Origin of the sequence: Bacillus pseudomycoides DSM 12442 (assembly GCF_000161455.1) — a bacterium.
Lineage (GTDB): Bacteria > Bacillota > Bacilli > Bacillales > Bacillaceae_G > Bacillus_A > Bacillus_A pseudomycoides.
Genome location: NZ_CM000745.1, coordinates 2133080 through 2148314, shown reverse-complemented (window position 1 = coordinate 2148314; position 15235 = coordinate 2133080). Strand labels below are relative to the sequence as shown.

The following is a 15235-nucleotide window of genomic DNA, read 5'->3' as shown; positions in this document are numbered from 1 at the left end:
GAATGACTGCATAAGCAGGAGTTTATTAAAAATCGATTTTAAACAAGTATCATACATGTTGAATACGATATATTAGATGAAATATAGTGCAAATAAATTCGCACATATAAATAAAGGAGCGATTTTGTGACTGAATTAGAGAAAAAAGAACATGTATCAGTAGTGAAAGATAATATGCAAGTAGTTGTTGATACAGTTATTAAAGATGAAGAGCTTGTTGAACTGAATAAAGAAGCTGATTTATATGTACAAAAGTTAAATAGTGAACAAAATACTGACCTTTCAAAAGTATTATCCCAGCTGGGAGATTTAGGAGATAAAGAGCAGCAAGCAGCAGGGCAAACATTATCAGCACTAAAACGTCCTGTTACTGCAATGATGAATGGAAAGAATGAAGAAATTCCAAATACGTTATTAGAATTACGTAAAGTGGTATCAGAACTCGATCCCAATTCAATGAAAGCATCGGGAATGAAGAAGTTTATGTTTAAGGTTTTCAAGAAAAACCCACTTGAAACGTATGTGCATAAATATCAATCTATAGATAAACAAATTGAAGAAATCATACGAGCGTTGCTTATTGGGCGTGACAACTTACAAGAGGATACAGTTGGTTTAGAAATGTTAAAAGAGCAATCACATGATAAAATTCATGCGCTTGATAAACAAGTATATTTAGGACGAAAGCTCGCTGGCATGCTTGAAGTAGAAAAGCAAAATCCAGATCGTCAAAAGGATATTCCATTAATCAATGATGCGTTAGAAAAAATTCTTGTACGTACGCGTAACATGCAGCAAGCGAAAAGTGTATTACTGCAGTCTATTGCATCTGTAGACATTATTAAGAAGAATAATGAAAAGTTGACAGAAGCAATTCGTAATGCGATTACAATGACGCAAAACGTAGTTACTGTTTCAGCAGCGATTCAGCTGGCATTAACAAATCAACGTAAGACGATTGATGCAGTGAATGCGACAAACGAAGCAATTGAATCAATGGTGTTAAGTAACTCACAAGCATTAAAACAGAATACAGAAGAAACAACACAGTTACTTGAAAACCCAGCAATCAGCATGGATAAGCTACGCGAATCATTCCAAAATGTGTTTGCAGCTATTGAAGCATCTGAGAAATCATCAGAGCGTATTATTGAATCTAGTAAAAAGTTTGTTATTGAACTCGACACATTTAATGATGAAATGAAGCAGAAGCTCATTCAGCGTCCAAAGAAATAAAGAATCGTTAGAGGAGGTGAAAAAATGGGCTTCTTTAAATTAGTTTTAATACTAATTGGAGTATTGCTTTTAGTAGGATTTACAATTGTTGTCTTGCTTGTGTATTTCGGCCGGAAATTTTATTTATCATGGGCGAAACCGTATAAACGAGCGAATGAATCAATTGAAAAATTATCAAATAAATCAACACCGTTCTTACAAGAATTTACGCAGAATCCGCTTTTTTATCGCTGGATTCGTACAGAGGGGAAAAAAGAAAAACAAACATTGAATACTCTTTTCTGTGCGGCGGATCAACGTACAAGAGAACAAGTTTTCTCTATGTTACCGAAAGATAAACAGAAAAAGGTACACGCTATGGCAAAAACAACGAAAAAAGTGACGAATGAAGATATCGATGTAGCAGCGATGAAAGTAAAAGATTTTTTACGACAAGAATCACAACAATCATCTAAGCCAACAGATTTATCGTTTTATAAATTGTATTTTTATGACCGTTATCCAGATGCATTAAATACAATTCAAGCGTATAAACGCGCAATCAATCCGTCACTACAAAGAACAGTCGATGAAATTACAATTGCCGTATTAAACGCACTTCCGTATTACCAAGAACATCGCATGTTTGAACAACAACACAAACTTGAAACTTTCTTAATGAAAGATTTAACGGATATGCTGTCACTAGTGGCTCAGCTACCGCCATCACAGCGTCCTGAAAAAGAAGAAGAATTGCAGGTTTACTTACAAAACTTCCAAAAAGAAATGGAAGCAGTAGAGCGTGATATTCGTGACTCCATTAATCATGATTTGAATGTGAAAATGAGAGCGGCGAAGGAAAAATTTAAGAATAAGTAAAAGAAAGCCTCTTGAGTCACGTACTCAAGAGGTTTTTGTAGTTTAACTATTAAGTTTGAATTGTATCCAAACTTACGCGTGCCTAATTTTTCTTTATATAGGCTTTCAATTTCAAGCACTTCAAGAGGTGTTAATGTTTTAGAGAGTGTTTGAAGAAGAGAAAAAGAAAAATTATATTTGTAATCAGGATTTTTATTAATTAATGGTATTAACTGAACAGTATTCCTAGAAGTTGCTCCTTATTATCTGTAAATATAGGAGGAAATAAATAATTGTTTTCTTAGTATAGAATTTTTTGTTGCTATGGTACATTCTATAAGTTATTTCTTATTTATTAGTTAACTTGGATATTTCAATAGATTTTTGAGTGCAATGCTTCATAGCCGAAATAATAGCTGTTCTTAATCCTTTCTCTTCTAACGTTGCTACAGCTTCTATTGTCGTCCACCTGGAGAACAAACCATGTCTTTAAGTGCACCTGGGTGTATTCCTGTTTCAAGTACCATTTTTGCAGAACCTAATACAGCTTGGGCTGCGAATTTATATGCTTGAGTTCTTGGCATACCATCTAGTACAGCAGCATCTGCCATAGCTTCTATAAACATATATACATATGCTGGAGAAGAACCACTTACAGATGTTACAACGTCCATTAATCTTTCATGTACTATCTCTGTTTGGCCAAAACTATTAAATATAGTTAGTATATCTTCTAGGTCTTTTTCCGTAACCATTTTATTAGCACATAATGCAGACATTCCTTCTCCAACAAGAGCAGGTGTATTAGGCATTACTCTAACAACTTTTAACTTTCTGCCAAAGGCGTCCTCAGTACTCTTAATGTTTTTCCCTGCAGCAATAGTTACTACTACTACATCGCTTTTTATCTGCTCTTTTATTTGGTTAATTACTGATGAGTATAGGTCTGGTTTGATTGATAAAATTAAAATATCAGCATTGTTAGCTACTTTATTGTTGTCAGTAGTTGTGATTATATCGTATTTTTCACTAGCATTTTTTAAATTAATGACATTTAAATCTGAACAAATTATTTTATCTGAGGAAACTATATTTTTGTTAATCATTCCACCTATCATAGCGATACCCATATTTCCGCATCCTATGAATCCTATTTGTTTGTTCATAATAATTCGCTCTCGCTCCTTTTAGTATAAATTTCATTAGATTGAAATTTATTATTCTAAAAAACTTTGTGATATCCTGTAAAAGAGAAATAGGCATTATAAATAATATCGAGATTACTATAAAAAAATATTTTAAGAGAGTACATTGTTTTTTGCAATACCAAATATGCATAGAAATCACTTTTATTGTGTACTAAACAAGCATATTTTCTATAGTTTGAAATTTTTATTATATTTCACTCTATAACATCTTAAATACTTTTGGAGAATATAACATATCATTATCAGTAGTATAATGAAAAGGGGAAATTGAAAGGATTGCTACGTAAAATATTTGAAAAAAAACAATTTGATATACAGAGTACTTATGAAGCACTATATTCTTTCGGGAAAATTATACGTGTTAATACAAAATACCTCTTTTGTTGTACGTTAAGAGATATTTGTTCAGAAAACTATATCAACGTTTTCTAGATATAATCAAGTTAATAAAGTGCGTACAAGATTCAGTGATCAATTAATTTTTGGCGTTTTCTTTCTGAACATGTGGTTATCCTTTAAGAACGTTGTCATAGTAAATTTTTCTAGTCCTTAGCGTGCAATTTTCCAAGAATGGTGTTGTATTTTTATAAACCCCGATAATTTCCATTTATCAATAAAAATTAAATATGCAGCCTTCTTTGTTTTTTAAAACATCTCTTGACATAAAAATCCACTGTATTGCATAATATAAAAAATTAAAATTAAAATTAAAATTAAAATCGTTGAAGGGAACTAGTACATATGTTTTCTTGCGCAAGAGAGTGGAATCCGCAGGCTGAAAGATTCCTCGCAAAGAAACTATCGAACCTATCCCCGAGTTTTAAACGAAAGTTTAAGCGTATGCCTGCGTTACAGGCGACAAGCGGATATGGATCATATCAATGAAGGTGGTACCGCGGAACGATGACCGTTTCGTCCTTTTTAAGGGCGGAGCGGTCTTTTTATTTGAATTTTTGTTGCGAAATGGGCATCATTTGCAGGGGATTTTTCCCTGCAAATTGCACGCGGTAGAAGAGTATTTTGTTTCCATTCGAAAAAAGAAGCGGCACACCTTATAAAAAAATTTTCATTTTAGACGAGGAGGTACAAAAGTGAAAAAACAACGAATTGTCATAAAAATTGGAAGCAGTTCTTTGGCAGCGAATCAAGGCGGCATCTCTAGCGAACAGCTTTCAGATCACGTTGCCGCCTTGGCACGGCTGAAACAGGAAGGACATGAAATTTTGCTGATTACATCCGGGGCCGTTGCCGCAGGCTTCTCTGCTCTTGGGTATCCCGGACGGCCTGTGACAATCAAAGGAAAACAGGCTGCCGCCGCTGTCGGGCAAAGTCTCTTAATGCAGGCGTATACAGAGGAATTCCTCAAATATGGGATTGTTACCGCGCAGCTTCTACTAACAAGAAGCGATTTTTCTAGAAAAGAACAATACAGCAATGCCTATGCAACTTTATCAGAGCTGCTGGACCGCTCTGCCTTGCCTATTATCAATGAAAACGATTCTATTTCTGTAGAGGAGCTAACGTTCGGAGATAATGACATGCTGTCGGCTTTAGTAAGCGGGCTCGTGTCGGCAGATATGCTCATGATTTTTACGGATGTGAACGGTTTGTACGACCGGAATCCTCAGAAAAATCCGGACGCGAAAAAGTATTACTTTCTTCCTGACGTTACGGAAGAAATTGACGCTCTTGCCGGAGATGCTGGCTCAAAGCTCGGTACCGGCGGCATGAGATCGAAAATCGATGCGGCGAAGACGGCGCTGTCTCTCGGTGTGAGCGTATTCATCGGAACAGGAAGCGGACAGGAGAAGTTTTTAGATGTTTTGAAAGGCAAAGGTGACGGAACGTACATCGGTAATACGCCGCAAAAAGTGATCAAGATGAACAAGCAATGGATTGCATTGCATTCGCTCGTGAGAGGACAAATCGAGGTGGATGCTGGCGCAGCCGCTGCTATCGTCCATCATGGAAAAAGTCTTCTGCCCGCTGGTGTTACCGGCGTGTTCGGGATCTTTCAGGCCGGCGAAGTGGTGGAGGTCATCACGCAAAAAGGACGCGTAATCGGCAAAGGGCAGTGCAGATATAGCGCAGAGGAATTGCGGGCGCTGAAAGGCATGCGGAGCCGTGACATTCAAGCGCGAGAAGAAAGGCATAGCTACGAGGTCATTCATAGGGATAATTGGGTTTCATCTTAAGAAAAACAGAAGCCGGCTTGTTTAGGTGCAAAAACCAAGGCTTTTCGTCTTAACTGGCGTTTTTTGCCTTTTCTCTGCTCAAAGCGTCAGTAACTTGAATGTTTAGACAGGATGAGCAACAGAACGTTAAGAGCCCGGTCGATTCAACTAATATCTGTGTAGGAGAGTTTTGGGTTGCAGTGCCTAGCTGGCGGAGTTAGACACGTCTCAAATTTTATCTTTAAAAGGGGGAAGTGAAAATGAACGAAGTATTAGCAAAGGGACAAAAAGCGAAAGCGGTTATGAGAGAGCTTGTGGCCAAATCGACGGATCAAAAAAATAAGGCGCTGGCGGCTATCGCTGAGAAATTGATGGCGGAGACATCCTACATTTTGACGGAAAACAAACGGGATATCGAACAAGGAAAAGCGAAAGGAATGTCTGCATCACTCCTTGACCGCCTCCTGTTGAACGAACAGCGCATCATTGACATGGCAGAGGGCATCCGGCAGCTGATTGATTTGCGTGACCCTGTCGGAGGGTGCGTGGCGGCATGGGAACGGCCGAACGGATTGTCCATTCAGGAGGTGCGCGTGCCACTCGGCGTTGTGGGGATGATTTACGAGGCGAGGCCAAATGTGACGGTGGATGCGGCCACGATTTGCTTGAAAACAGGAAACGCGGTGATTCTGCGCGGTAGTTCTTCCGCCATTTATTCCAACAAAGCCATTGTCGCTGTCATTCACCGGGCACTCGAACAAACTAGCCTGCCTCCAGACAGCGTACAGCTCATTGAAGATACGTCACGTGAAAGCGCAAAGCAGCTGTTTACATTGAACGAGTACTTAGATGTTCTTATTCCAAGAGGCGGCAAGCAGCTGATTGATATGGTAGTGAGAGAAGCGTCTGTCCCTGTATTAGAAACAGGTGCGGGAAATTGTCACATTTTCATTGATGAAACAGCAGATAAACAGATGGCATTCGACATTATTGTAAACGCTAAAACACAGCGCCCGTCCGTATGCAACGCTATTGAAACAATTGTACTTCATGAGAATTGGGTGGAGCGTTACGGTACTGAGCTGTTTTCCTTCTTGAAGGAAAAAGGAGTGGAGCTACGCGGGGATAAGAAAGCTTTGACAATTGATTCATCTCTTGTCCCTGCTTCAGAAGAAGACTGGCAAACAGAGTTTTTGTCTCTTACGCTGGCAGTCAAAATCGTTTCCTCGGTTGAAGAAGCGATTCGCCACATCAATGCTTATGGCTCCAAGCATTCCGAAGCGATTATTACAGAAAACGAAGGAAATGTCAGTAAATTTTTCATTTCCGTCGATGCCGCGGCGCTGTACCATAATGCTTCGACTCGCTTTACGGACGGCTTTGAATTTGGCTTCGGCGCCGAAATCGGCATCAGCACGCAAAAGCTGCACGCGCGGGGGCCGATGGGATTGCCTGCATTGACTTCCACGAAATATGTGATTCGTGGGAATGGACAGATTCGGGGATAAGAAGCAGAGGGCAGATGCAAAGCCCCTCCTGCTTTATTTTTGCTTTTGTTTGTACAGCCACTTATATGTTAATGAAAAAACGTCTAAAGGTAAATGACAGCAATATCGCCGGATACTACCTTTAACCCTATTAGAACCATATAACATGAAAAAATGGATGAACAGATCAAATATAGTAAATGCATACCCTTCCTAAGCCTGGGTAGTTTGTTTTTTGAATATGCGTAAGGTAAAATCCCTCATATATAGAGTGAGGGATTTTATGATTACTTCGCTTGTATAGTAGTTTTGCTAGAAGGGATACTCTCGTTATGCAACCGATCCAAAGCAGTCACCACATACGTATACGTCTTACCAGACACAGCTGTTTTATCTACATAAATTTCCCCAGGTTTTGTTTTTCGTACAGTAGTAAGTAAGTTTTCAGCTTTTTGAATGTCAACGTCATTCTTTTCATTTACTCGATAGATTGCATAATACGTAGAATCATTGTTTCTATCATCGATGATTCCTAAGGCAATACCATCATTTCTTGCAATAGCACCTTTTAAAGTAGGTTGCTTAGGTGGATCGTGATCTAGCCAAGGCATTGGTGGAATTAATGCAGGATGTGTATAAATATCTTTTTGTAGTCGATCTTTTATTCCTAATGGATTGTTATTTATATCTTTAAGGCTAAAGTGCATGCTACCTTTTATTTGTGAATATTGATGATTTAATGCAATTTGCCTTGGATATTCTTCAGGGTCTGACCAAGCGGGGACTGAGTTATTATTAATTTTATATGCAGCTTGTCCAATATATAGGTGAATTTGTTTGTTTTCTGTTTCTTTTATCCACCAATCTAGTAAAACGTCATATGCTGCAGGTGCAAAACCGATATTCCAATAGATTTGTGGTGTAATATAGTCAATATACCCTTTTTGTATCCATTCTCGTGTGTCAGCATATAGGTCATCATAATTTCTTTGTCCAGCAGTTGTATTAGAACCGGTTGGATCATCAGCAATATTCCTCCATACTCCAAATGGACTAATTCCAAATTTGACATAAGATTTTTCTTGTTTAATAGCAGTATTTAATCCGTTTACAAGTTGGTTCACATTATCACGACGCCAGTCTTCAATGTTAGAAAATCGCCCATTATTATATGTTTCATATGTGTTTTGATCTGGAATTTCCTCACCCGCTACTTTGTAGGGATAAAAATAATCGTCCATGTGAAGTGCGTCAATGTCATAATTTTGTACAATTTCCAATGCACCTTCCGTTATAAAAGCTTTCACTTCTGGAATACCAGGATTATAGTATAGTTTCCCGCCGTAGGGTATGACCCAATCGGGATGTTGCTTTGCTGGGTGGTTTTCTGCTAATCGGTTTATATCGGTATGATTCATCGTTATTCTGTAGGGATTAATCCAAGCGTGGAATTCAAGATTTCTTTTATGTGCTTCTTCAATCATAAATGCGAGTGGATCATAACCGGGGTCTTTTCCTTGTATGCCTGTGAGATATTCGGACCAAGGGCCATATTGGGAAGGGTAAAAAGCGTCTGCGGTTGGTTTAATTTGAACAACAACTGTATTCATACCTAGATTTTTTACATCATCTAGTAGTTTGATAAATTCTTGTTTCAGCTTTTCGATAGGTAATCCTGGCTTAGAGGGCCAATCAATGTTGAGAACAGATGCAATCCATGCGGCGCGTAATTCATGTTTTTGATACGTAGTAGGTACTTCAGCTTGTGTGAACCTAGAGCTTATGAACAAGAAGGGAATAATCAAGATGACGCTACAACAACTCATCAATAATTTTCTGAAAATAATCGTACGCCTCCTTACATATTCTATTTTCGAGACTACTATATCACGTGAATATAAGATTCACAATTGAGAAAGTAGGGGCTGAAACTTTTATTTAACATAAAAAAATTTTTTTCTGAAATTTCATTTCGTCAGAACTAATTTGTCTACATTCTTCATATGATTTTTAATAACGTGAAACTTCCTTTCGTTGGTGGTTTGACAGTCCTTGAAAAAGGATAAAAATTACTTAAAGCATATAGGAGGATTATGAAATGAAAGTTCTGTTTGTATGCTCTGGAGGAATGTCCAGTTCAATTGTTGTAAACGCTTTAAAAAAAGAAGCGGAGAAGAAGGGAATTAATATGGATGTACACGCAATTGGAACGAGTGAAGTGGAAGAAGAGGTTAAGAACGGCTGGGACGTTGTAATGGTTGCTCCGCAAGTAAGGCATAGATTTGATGCAGTGAAAAAAATAGCAGATGAGCAGTCTGTTCCTTGTGGTATAATTCCGCCACAAGCTTATACACCACTTGGTGGACCGACGCTATTAAAGGCTGTGAATGAATTAATCCGTTAGGAGGGAAGTTTGATGAATAAGTTTGTCTCATTTCTTGAGAATAACTTATCTGGTCCAATGGCGAGGCTTTCTGAGCAAAGGCATTTACAAGCAATTCGTGATGGTGTAATTTCAGCATTACCGTTTATTATTGTAGGAAGTTTCTTTCTAATTGTGGCGTTTCCGCCTCTTCCAAAGGATAGTTTTATTTCACTATGGGCAGCCAAACATCAAACGAGTATTTTAATACCGTATCGGTTAACGATGTTTATTATGTCGCTCTATATCGCCTTTGGTATTGGATATAATTTAGCGAAAAGTTACAAATTAGATGCCTTATCAGGAGCGCAGCTTGCAGTCTGCTCATTACTTCTTACATTGACACCTGAACTCATTGATAAGAAAGGATTTATGCTCCCAATGACAAACCTTGGAGGGCATGGGTTATTTGTTACAATGATTGTTTCCATTTTATCGGTTGAGATTTTGAGATTCTGTAAGACGAAAAATGTGATGATTAAAATGCCAGAGCAAGTACCACCGTCTGTATCTCGTTCTTTTGAAGCACTTATACCTGCTGCTTTCGTTATTATTATTATGAGTATTATTACTGTTGTTTTTAGCATTGATTTACATCATTTAGTTGATAAGCTAGCTGCACCATTAGTAAAAGCTGGTGATAGTTATTTTGGAGTTATTCTACCTGTGTTTCTAATTACATTCTTCTGGTCATTTGGCATACATGGTGTTTCTGTTGTTGGGACAGTTGCCCGTCCTTTATGGGAAGTTTATCTTGGTAAAAACTCTGCTGCAGTTGCAGATGGAGCAAGCAGTATACCATTTATTGCACCAGAACCATTATACCAATGGTTTATATGGATTGGTGGTTCCGGAGCTACATTAGGGCTTGTATTAGCCATGATTGTCTTCGGTAGATCAAAGTATTCCAAAGCGCTGTCAAGAACGTGTATTGTACCTGGTATTTTTAATATTAATGAGCCAGTTATATTTGGGCTTCCAATCGTGTTAAACCCGATTTTAATTATTCCTTTTATTATTACACCATTAGTAACAGCGACAATTGCTTATACTGCAACAGCAATGGGACTGGTTACACCAACTTATATTATGCCGCCATGGACATTACCAGCTCCAATTGGTGCATATTTAGCGACGGGTGGAGATTGGAGAGCTGTTGTGTTAGTCTTCATTAATATAGCAATCTCATTCCTTATCTATCTGCCATTTTTTAAAATGTACGATAAAAATATGATTGAAGTCGAAAAGAGTGGTGATGGCGAGTGAGGTTCTGTGAACGTGTAATGATGCGAAATATGAAGAAATCATACAGATATGTATTAGAGTGATAGGCAACTAGTCTATCACTTCTTTCATGATTAAAGGTGAAACTAATCAGCTTTATTACAGTACCGTTTTCAAAAGAAATAACAAATGAAATTCAGCAAGCCTTATCTATAGAAGCTTCTAACGTACAACTTATATGTAGTTTGAATTTTAAGCTCGGGCTATGTTTTGCGAATGCAGTGAAAAAAGTCTGTAAACAATCTGATTTTCCAATAGAACAATTAGATTTAATTGACTCGCATGGTCAAACGATTTATCATCAGCCTGTTCAAGAGAAGACGATTGTTCCATCGACACTACAAATCGGAGAACCCGCAGTTATAGCCTATGAAACAGGAACAACAGTCATTTCAAATTTTCGAACAATGGATATGGCGGCTGGTGGTCAAGGAGCCCCTCTTGTTCCATATTCAGAACTTATTTTATATAGAGACCAAAATAAAAATCGATTACTTCAAAATATTGGTGGGATAGGGAATGTAACTGTAATTCCAAGCCGAGTATCTAAACAAGAAGTGATTGCCTTTGATACGGGGCCAGGAAATATGGTGATAGATGAAGTATGTCAGCGATTATTCCAGTACTCGTTTGATAAAAATGGTGAGATAGCAAGACAAGGAAGTGTCATAAATGAAATGCTTTATTCTTGTATGAGTCATTCGTTTTTTAAAACTGTTCCACCTAAGTCAACAGGAAGAGAACAGTTTGGAGAAGAGTTTACAGATGAATTGCTAAAGCGATTTAAGGAGCACCGTAAGGAAGATATTGTAGCTACTGTAACGATGTTTACAGCAAACTCGATTGTTCATCATTATCAAAAAGTTATTTCTCCTTATTATCATATTGATGAAGTTATTCTTGACGGAGGTGGAAGTTATAATAAAACACTTGTAGAAATGATAAAAGAGAGTTTGAAGGAGGCGCCCTGTAAAGTACTTATACAAGAGGAAATTGGGTATTCATCATCCGCAAAAGAAGCAATTGCTTTTGCTGTGCTAGCAAATGAAACATATCATCGTAATCCAAGTAATGTACCAAGTGCTACAGAAGACATCCTGTCGTTTTAGGTAATGTAACATTCCCTCCAATTGTGAGGTAAGAAAAAGTGGGTGGAAAGATGAAGTATATGATAGGTGTAGACGGTGGTGGGACGAAGACAGAAGCGATTGCATTTGACCAAAATGGTAAAGAAATAGCAAGAAGTATGAGCTGTTTCGGAAATGTTTTACTAGATTATGAGAAAGCTTTATCGCATATTATGGAGGCAATTGAATATTGTCAACAAAGCTTGTCTAAAGAGGACTGCGTTTGTATTTGTTTAGGGCTGGCGGGTGTGAAAAGTATAGATATTAATGTGTTAAAGGAACGTTTAATAGCGAGATATCAAACAAATATTGAAATTTATGATGATGCAGTAATTGCACATGCGGCCTTATTAGGAGGAAACGATGGTATTTTAACAATAGCGGGAACAGGTGCTATCTGCTTAGGGAAAAAAGGAGCAGAATATGAGTATAGTGGAGGATGGGGCCATATTTTAGGAGATGAAGGGAGTGGGTATTGGATTGCTTTGCAGGCGTTAAGAAGGATGACAATCGAGTATGATAAAGGTGAGCAATTTTGCAATCTTAGCAGAGTAATACAAAAGCAAGTTCCTATTCATACACCATTTGATATAAAACAACTTGTATATTCCTCACAGAAAGATCAGGTTGCTGCGATTACCCCCCTTGTAATAGAGGAAGCAAGGAAAGGTAATGATGATGCGTTCAAAATTATATCAAAAGCTAGTGAAGAATTAGCCAGAATTACAGTTGACGTGTATAAGAAAATGTCATTTGAAGTACCAATTTCAATTGCAGTAAAAGGCGGAATTTTGTGCTCTGTACCAGAAATATATGCTGAATTTAAGAGGTATTGCGAAAACTATATTAATGAAATAAATTTTATTCAGAGTGAAATTTCATCAGCAAAAGGAGCTTATTTTTTAGCTGTAAAAAAATCTACTTTATTTTAAATACAGTTTTTCCATATAGCAGTCTTCTTTAAAAAGGAGGTGTTATATGGATTTTGGGATTAAAATATGGATTTTTTTATTTAGAATTTCATTTCCGATCTTCTTGCTTATCGTATGTATGAATATTATAGCCATTATAGGAATTGATAAGGTTCCGGTGCATAAACCGCAAGTTATAATACTTGTAAGTTTGTTTATAGCCTGGTCAATAGGATATATTTTACAATATATTAAATCCGTACGTGTTATTGCATGGAATTTGATAGGAATTACAACGGTAGCAAGTTTCATATTTTATTGTATGGCTTACTTCTATGCCACTTATGCTTGAAGAGTGTATTGAGAATAGTAAATAGAAAGTGAATGATTATATGATTCATATCAACCAGTTTCTGTATGTAATAGGTGCTTATATGGTTGGGAACATATTAACAGCATATATGATTATAAAATGGAAATACGGGATAGATATTCGAGATGTTGGTAGTGGAAATCCTGGTGCGAGGAATATGGGGCGTTTATACGGAAAAGTATATTTTATTGCTACATTTCTAGGAGATGTCCTTAAAGGAGCAATTGTTGTTTATGTAGCAAGAATCTTATTTGGGGAGTCTATATTTCTATTAATCTCGCTACTAGCAGTTGTTGTAGGTCATATATATCCAATTTTCTTTAAATATAAAGGCGGAAAGGGAATTTCGACATTTATTGGCGGACTGATTGTGTTCAATTATTTGATAGCGCTCACTCTGGTACTTATATTTATTTTGTTTTATTTAATTTTTAAGAGTTTTACAAAGGCTGGTTTAATTACAATCGCTTGTTTACCACTTTGTATGATTGCATACTCTTATTCTATGGTAGCGATTGTATTAAGTGTTTGCATTATTATATTGATTTTGTACGCACATAGAAAATAAAGGGGATTAAAACATGGGGCTAATGTATAAAATTGCTGATCAAGCATGGGAGTTTGAAAGTATTCATAAACTAAATTATAAAACATTCGTAGAAGAAATTCCGCAGCATGAACAAACAGAAGAGCGCAAACGTATAGATTTGTTCCATGAAGAAAATACGTATTTAAATACCTCATTTAGAGGAGTGGTTACCAGAACGTGGTGATCGTGTATATGAAATTCGTTTATTAGCTGTGGAGCAAGAATATCGAAACGGAAGAGCTTTACTCGGATTGATTCGATTTTTGCATCGCTATTTGCTTCTAAATGGGTATGATTTAGCGCTCATTTTAGCCGATGGATATCACCCGAAAAATGTTTGAACAATCTAGTATTACAAGTCTTGTGACGAAAGAATATACATTTTGACCTGGACCCGTAGAAATCGCAGAAAATGTCCAGCAAGCATTTGCTTCTAATCCAATTTCGCATCGTTCCATTCAATTTAAAGCTGCGATGGAGAATGTGAAAGAACGATTATTGCTAATGATTCAATCGCTTTACAGCTAAAGTTATTAAAGGGACGTGGATTCGTTTTAACAAATGGTGAGTTTGGAAATCGTTTAATCAAGCAGGCGATTCGAGCAAACTTATCGTTTGATACATATGAAAGAGAAATGGGGAGACCATTTTTATACAATGAAATAGAGGAATTAGCGGAAAAGCAATTGGAGCATACACTGGGCTCTCTTTTGTATTTTATAATCATACTGTAAATCCGACTGCAACTTTCTCTGTGTACATGGATATAGGAATGTACACAGAGAACAGAAGTGTACCGTACTCTCAGTCTTGGAATTTAATATGCGCCTTACAAGAAGCATTAAAGAATCTTGAAGATGAAAACAAATTTAAGAAAATATATAAGATGTATACCTTTATTGAAGCAGCTGTTACCAATATGGAATTACAACTTGTATCTCAAAAAAAGTATGCTTCATCTATCATTCTTACAATTGCATTAGATAAAGAACTTTCTTCTAAGGAAATAGGAGATTCATTAGCATTGCAAGGGTTTATTATCCATTATGAATCAAACTATTTACAACAAAATAACTGGATTCAAATTGCTTGCTTAAATCACTATAAAGAACGTGAAATGAAAAGAATGTTGGATTGCTTACAAATGCAGATAGAACAAGTACATGTATAGTACAGAAAAGACGGTTATGAAGACCGTCTTTCTTGTTTGATGCATTATGTATGTGTTGCTCCAAATAAGGATTCCATCTTTACTTTTCCTTTTTCTCGAATTTCTGCATTTGTATGTACCATGATATATCTATGTGCCCAAGCAATTGCGATAACATCATCTAACAGGCCGATTCCAATAATAGCTGCTAAATCTGGGATGAAATCGATTGACCATACATAATAGGAAAGCGCAGCTAATATAATTATTTTGGCTTTAGTAGGCAGTCCGTTCTTTTTTAAAGTGTAATATAAAATAATGCTCTCATACACACCGGATTTTCCTAATTTCGTTGCACCTTCATTTAATTTTTTCCATAATTTCTGTTTCTCCATATAATCACTCCTTATTTCGTTTTTTCATTAATTTTGTAAAAG

At 36.8% G+C, this 15235-nt stretch carries 12 protein-coding genes, 3 pseudogenes and 1 other annotated feature; of the genes and pseudogenes, 12 read left to right on the top strand and 3 right to left on the bottom strand.

Annotated features, from left to right (window positions below):
• The first annotated feature begins 126 nt into the window (after nt 1-126).
• Both BPMYX0001_RS10675 and BPMYX0001_RS10670 read left to right on the top strand, forming a co-directional pair.
• Nucleotides 127-1236 (top strand): toxic anion resistance protein, encoded by a 1110-nt coding sequence (locus BPMYX0001_RS10675; protein ID WP_006094869.1) that lies wholly within the window; start codon nt 127-129, stop codon nt 1234-1236.
• Nucleotides 1237-1260: 24 nt separating this feature from the next.
• On the top strand, nt 1261-2094 hold the full coding sequence (locus BPMYX0001_RS10670) for a DUF3974 domain-containing protein (protein WP_006094868.1): 834 nt from the start codon (nt 1261-1263) through the stop codon (nt 2092-2094).
• Between the two features lie 327 nt (nt 2095-2421).
• On the opposite strand, the pseudogene proC reads toward BPMYX0001_RS10670, so the two are convergent.
• Nucleotides 2422-3239 (bottom strand): annotated as a pseudogene (proC, locus tag BPMYX0001_RS29390) (pyrroline-5-carboxylate reductase).
• Between the two features lie 755 nt (nt 3240-3994).
• Nucleotides 3995-4204 (top strand) — a binding site (T-box leader).
• Between the two features lie 168 nt (nt 4205-4372).
• On the opposite strand from proC, the gene proB reads away from it, so the two are divergent.
• Nucleotides 4373-5476: a glutamate 5-kinase gene (gene proB, locus BPMYX0001_RS10660; RefSeq protein ID WP_006094865.1), complete on the top strand. Its 1104-nt coding sequence runs from the start codon at nt 4373-4375 to the stop codon at nt 5474-5476.
• 239 nt (nt 5477-5715) lie between these two features.
• Entirely contained in the window at nt 5716-6963 is a 1248-nt protein-coding gene (locus BPMYX0001_RS10655) for a glutamate-5-semialdehyde dehydrogenase (protein WP_018767037.1), read from the top strand.
• 266 nt (nt 6964-7229) lie between these two features.
• Here the strand turns inward: BPMYX0001_RS10655 and BPMYX0001_RS10650 are convergent, their stop codons facing one another.
• The gene (locus BPMYX0001_RS10650; protein WP_026008672.1) at nt 7230-8789 is read right to left on the bottom strand and encodes a glycoside hydrolase family 10-like protein; all 1560 of its coding nucleotides are present in this window, start codon (nt 8787-8789) and stop codon (nt 7230-7232) included.
• A 251-nt stretch (nt 8790-9040) separates the two neighbouring features.
• On the opposite strand from BPMYX0001_RS10650, the gene BPMYX0001_RS10645 reads away from it, so the two are divergent.
• From BPMYX0001_RS10645 to BPMYX0001_RS33960, 8 genes and pseudogenes are all read left to right on the top strand, one after another.
• Nucleotides 9041-9346 (top strand): PTS sugar transporter subunit IIB, encoded by a 306-nt coding sequence (locus BPMYX0001_RS10645; RefSeq protein WP_003197701.1) that lies wholly within the window; start codon nt 9041-9043, stop codon nt 9344-9346.
• Nucleotides 9347-9358: 12 nt separating this feature from the next.
• Nucleotides 9359-10630: a PTS sugar transporter subunit IIC gene (locus tag BPMYX0001_RS10640; RefSeq protein ID WP_018767039.1), complete on the top strand. Its 1272-nt coding sequence runs from the start codon at nt 9359-9361 to the stop codon at nt 10628-10630.
• A gap of 95 nt (nt 10631-10725) precedes the next feature.
• Nucleotides 10726-11789, top strand: a pseudogene (gene anmK, locus BPMYX0001_RS10635) (anhydro-N-acetylmuramic acid kinase AnmK); the annotation flags it as partial.
• 18 nt (nt 11790-11807) lie between these two features.
• Nucleotides 11808-12707, top strand: coding sequence for a BadF/BadG/BcrA/BcrD ATPase family protein (locus BPMYX0001_RS10630; RefSeq protein WP_018780461.1), 900 nt, complete (start codon nt 11808-11810; stop codon nt 12705-12707).
• Between the two features lie 46 nt (nt 12708-12753).
• Nucleotides 12754-13038: a hypothetical protein gene (locus tag BPMYX0001_RS10625; RefSeq protein WP_018767041.1), complete on the top strand. Its 285-nt coding sequence runs from the start codon at nt 12754-12756 to the stop codon at nt 13036-13038.
• Between the two features lie 40 nt (nt 13039-13078).
• The gene (plsY, locus tag BPMYX0001_RS10620) at nt 13079-13627 is read left to right on the top strand and encodes a glycerol-3-phosphate 1-O-acyltransferase PlsY (protein ID WP_018780462.1); all 549 of its coding nucleotides are present in this window, start codon (nt 13079-13081) and stop codon (nt 13625-13627) included.
• A gap of 13 nt (nt 13628-13640) precedes the next feature.
• Nucleotides 13641-13832: a hypothetical protein gene (locus BPMYX0001_RS34880; protein ID WP_018780463.1), complete on the top strand. Its 192-nt coding sequence runs from the start codon at nt 13641-13643 to the stop codon at nt 13830-13832.
• A pseudogene (locus BPMYX0001_RS33960) lies at nt 13816-14819 on the top strand (pyridoxal-phosphate-dependent aminotransferase family protein); the annotation flags it as partial. The gene BPMYX0001_RS34880 and the pseudogene BPMYX0001_RS33960, both read left to right, overlap by 17 nt.
• A 44-nt stretch (nt 14820-14863) precedes the next feature.
• Here BPMYX0001_RS33960 and BPMYX0001_RS10605 read toward each other — a convergent pair.
• On the bottom strand, nt 14864-15193 hold the full coding sequence (locus BPMYX0001_RS10605) for a YkvA family protein (protein ID WP_003197720.1): 330 nt from the start codon (nt 15191-15193) through the stop codon (nt 14864-14866).
• Nucleotides 15194-15235: the final 42 nt, after the last annotated feature.

What these genes read in the sequence shown, in the direction of transcription:
- BPMYX0001_RS10655 (WP_018767037.1), top strand. Translation starts at nt 5,716, where the DNA reads ATGAACGAAGTATTAGCAAAGGGACAAAAAGCGAAAGCGGTTATGAGA.
- BPMYX0001_RS10645 (WP_003197701.1), top strand. Translation starts at nt 9,041, where the DNA reads ATGAAAGTTCTGTTTGTATGCTCTGGAGGAATGTCCAGTTCAATTGTT.
- plsY (WP_018780462.1), top strand. Translation starts at nt 13,079, where the DNA reads ATGATTCATATCAACCAGTTTCTGTATGTAATAGGTGCTTATATGGTT.
- BPMYX0001_RS10670 (WP_006094868.1), top strand. Translation starts at nt 1,261, where the DNA reads ATGGGCTTCTTTAAATTAGTTTTAATACTAATTGGAGTATTGCTTTTA.
- BPMYX0001_RS34880 (WP_018780463.1), top strand. Translation starts at nt 13,641, where the DNA reads ATGGGGCTAATGTATAAAATTGCTGATCAAGCATGGGAGTTTGAAAGT.
- BPMYX0001_RS10630 (WP_018780461.1), top strand. Translation starts at nt 11,808, where the DNA reads ATGAAGTATATGATAGGTGTAGACGGTGGTGGGACGAAGACAGAAGCG.
- BPMYX0001_RS10625 (WP_018767041.1), top strand. Translation starts at nt 12,754, where the DNA reads ATGGATTTTGGGATTAAAATATGGATTTTTTTATTTAGAATTTCATTT.
- BPMYX0001_RS10605 (WP_003197720.1), bottom strand. Translation starts at nt 15,193, where the DNA reads ATGGAGAAACAGAAATTATGGAAAAAATTAAATGAAGGTGCAACGAAA.
- BPMYX0001_RS10640 (WP_018767039.1), top strand. Translation starts at nt 9,359, where the DNA reads ATGAATAAGTTTGTCTCATTTCTTGAGAATAACTTATCTGGTCCAATG.